At 60.1% G+C, this 2,189-nt stretch carries 2 protein-coding genes and 1 pseudogene; 1 reads left to right on the top strand and 2 read right to left on the bottom strand.

Annotated elements, in window-relative coordinates; translation table 11 throughout:
• Positions 1-278 (bottom strand): annotated as a pseudogene (locus tag NKI47_RS34755) (molybdate ABC transporter permease subunit); the annotation flags it as partial.
• A gap of 23 nt (positions 279-301) precedes the next feature.
• Positions 302-1,330, bottom strand: a complete 1,029-nt coding sequence (locus NKI47_RS34750; protein WP_352596318.1) for a sulfate ABC transporter substrate-binding protein — start codon at positions 1,328-1,330, stop codon at positions 302-304.
• A 276-nt stretch (positions 1,331-1,606) separates the two neighbouring features.
• Here NKI47_RS34750 and NKI47_RS34745 point away from each other — a divergent pair.
• Positions 1,607-2,189: transporter substrate-binding domain-containing protein (locus NKI47_RS34745; protein ID WP_352596316.1), on the top strand; the 583-nt coding region annotated here is incomplete at its 3' end.

Below are 2,189 nucleotides of genomic sequence, written 5' to 3'. Positions count from 1 at the left end.
CAGCACCCACGCGACGATCGTGCCGAAGACGACGTTGACCGCGGCGGCAATGAAGGCGGTGCCGAAGCTGATTTCAAGCGCGTTGATGGTGCGGCGGTCGGTGGCGATCGCCCAGAAGTCGGTCCAGCCGAGCGCCGCCGAGCGCCAGATCAGCCCGGACAGGGGGATGAGGATGATGGCGTGAGGTAGGCAAGCGAGAAGCCGAGCGTCAATCCGAAACCCGGAATGACGCTCGGCTGTCTGAACCGCCATCCCGCCTTGGCGGGTGCTGTGGTCATGTCGTCCTGATCTAGATTTTATCTTACTGCGCTGGCTTGTAGATCTGGTCGAATATACCACCGTCGCCGAAATGGTAAGGCTGCGCCTTCGTCCATCCGCCGAAAATTGGATCGTCGATGCTGATCCGCTTGATTTCCGGCAGCTTGGCGAGATCCTCCGCAGGCACCAGGTCGGGCTTCGCCGGACGGTAGTGGTTCTTGGCGATGATCGTCTGGCCTTCCTTGGAATAGAGATAGCCCAGATAGGCTTCGGCAACTTTGCGTGTGCCCTTGGCATCGACATTGGCGTCGACAACGGCGACCGGCGGTTCGGCGAGGATCGAGGTCGGCGGGATGACGATTTCGAACTGATCGGCGCCGAACTCGTCCAGCGCCAGATAGGCCTCGTTTTCCCAGGCGATCAGCACGTCGCCCAGGCCCTTTTGCGCGAAGGTCACGGTCGAGCCACGCGCGCCGGTGTCAAGCACCGGAACATGGGAATAGAGGTTGCCGACGAATTCCTTGGTCTTGGCTTCATCGCCGCCATCGTTGGTGTTGGCCCAGGCCCAGGCGGCGAGATAGGCCCACCGGCCACCACCGGAGGTCTTGGGATTGGACGTGATCACCTGGACGCTGTCCTTTGTGAGATCGCCAAAATCGTGAATGCCCTTCGGGTTGCCCTTGCGGACGAGGAGGACGATGGTCGAGGTATAAGGAGCCGAATTGTTCTCGAACTTCGTCCGCCAGTCGGGATTGATCTTCTTCGTTTTCGAGACAATCGCGTCGACGTCGCCTTGCAGCCCCAGCGTCACCACGTCGGCGTCGAGGCCGTCGATCACGGCGCGGGCCTGAGCGCCCGATCCGCCATGCGACTGCTGAATGGTCACGGTCTCGCCGGTCTCGGCCTTCCAGTGAGCGGCGAAGGCCTCGTCGAATTGCTTGTAGAGCTCACGCGTCGGGTCATAGGACACGTTGAGAATGGTGGTATCGGCAAACGCGAAACCGAGCGTGCCGAACTGGACAGACGTGGCGACCAGTGCGCCGAGCAGTTTCCTGAAATGAGGTTTGGTCATTTCCGCCTCCGTTGAACTCGCGCCAAATCTACCGAATTGATAGAATTTAGATGCATTCAATGTTGCCTTTTTTGGCCTAGTAAAGCAATTTTTCGCCTATTTTACTCTAAATGAGGAATGGTTTTCCTCCCACAGCGTGACTCGGGATCCTGGGCTCCCGGAGGCGATAACTAGAAACCGCCAGCCCTTCGGCAATGGCCGCGCAGGGTCAACGCGCAGGCGTTTATCAACAAGATCAAGGAGCGCGGCTATGTCAGCTGCGGCGCCAGCCAGGGCGTGCCCGGTCTATCGCGGCCGGACGAGAAGGGGTATTATCGCGGCTTCGATTCCGACATCTGCCGCACTTTCGCGGTCGCCATCCTCGGCGACAGAGACAAGATCCGTTACGTGCCCCTTAACGCAGGCCAGCGTTTTGCTGCGCTACAGACTGGGGAAATCGACGTTCTGTCGCGCACATCCACCATCACCTACAGTCGTGATACGGTTGTCCGCTTCGTCTGGATCAATCTCTACGACACGGACGGCATGCTCGTGCGCAAGGCCGATAACATCACCGAGCCCAAACTGCTGGACGGAAAGACCGTCTGCCTGCAAGGCGGTGGCAGCCTGACCGAGAAAGCGATCGAGGAAACCGAGGAAGAGTTCGGGATCGCGATGGAGAAAGTCTATTACGACTCGACCGTTCAAGCGCGCGACGCCTTCTTTGGCGGCCGCTGCGATTCCTACGTCACCGACGGCACCGCGGCAGCAGGACAGCGTGCCTCGGTGGCCAAGAACCCGGACGACTACGACATCATCCGGGTCGGCAGGGCCGCCGAACCCAATGGAGTCGCGGTCGCCCGGGGTGACGATCAGCTTT

It is taken from the genome of Mesorhizobium sp. M0633, from assembly GCF_040320645.1.
Classification (GTDB): domain Bacteria; phylum Pseudomonadota; class Alphaproteobacteria; order Rhizobiales; family Rhizobiaceae; genus Mesorhizobium.
This window is presented reverse-complemented; position numbering and strand designations above follow the sequence as displayed.

What these genes read in the sequence shown, in the direction of transcription:
- NKI47_RS34750 (WP_352596318.1), bottom strand. Translation starts at nt 1,330, where the DNA reads ATGACCAAACCTCATTTCAGGAAACTGCTCGGCGCACTGGTCGCCACG.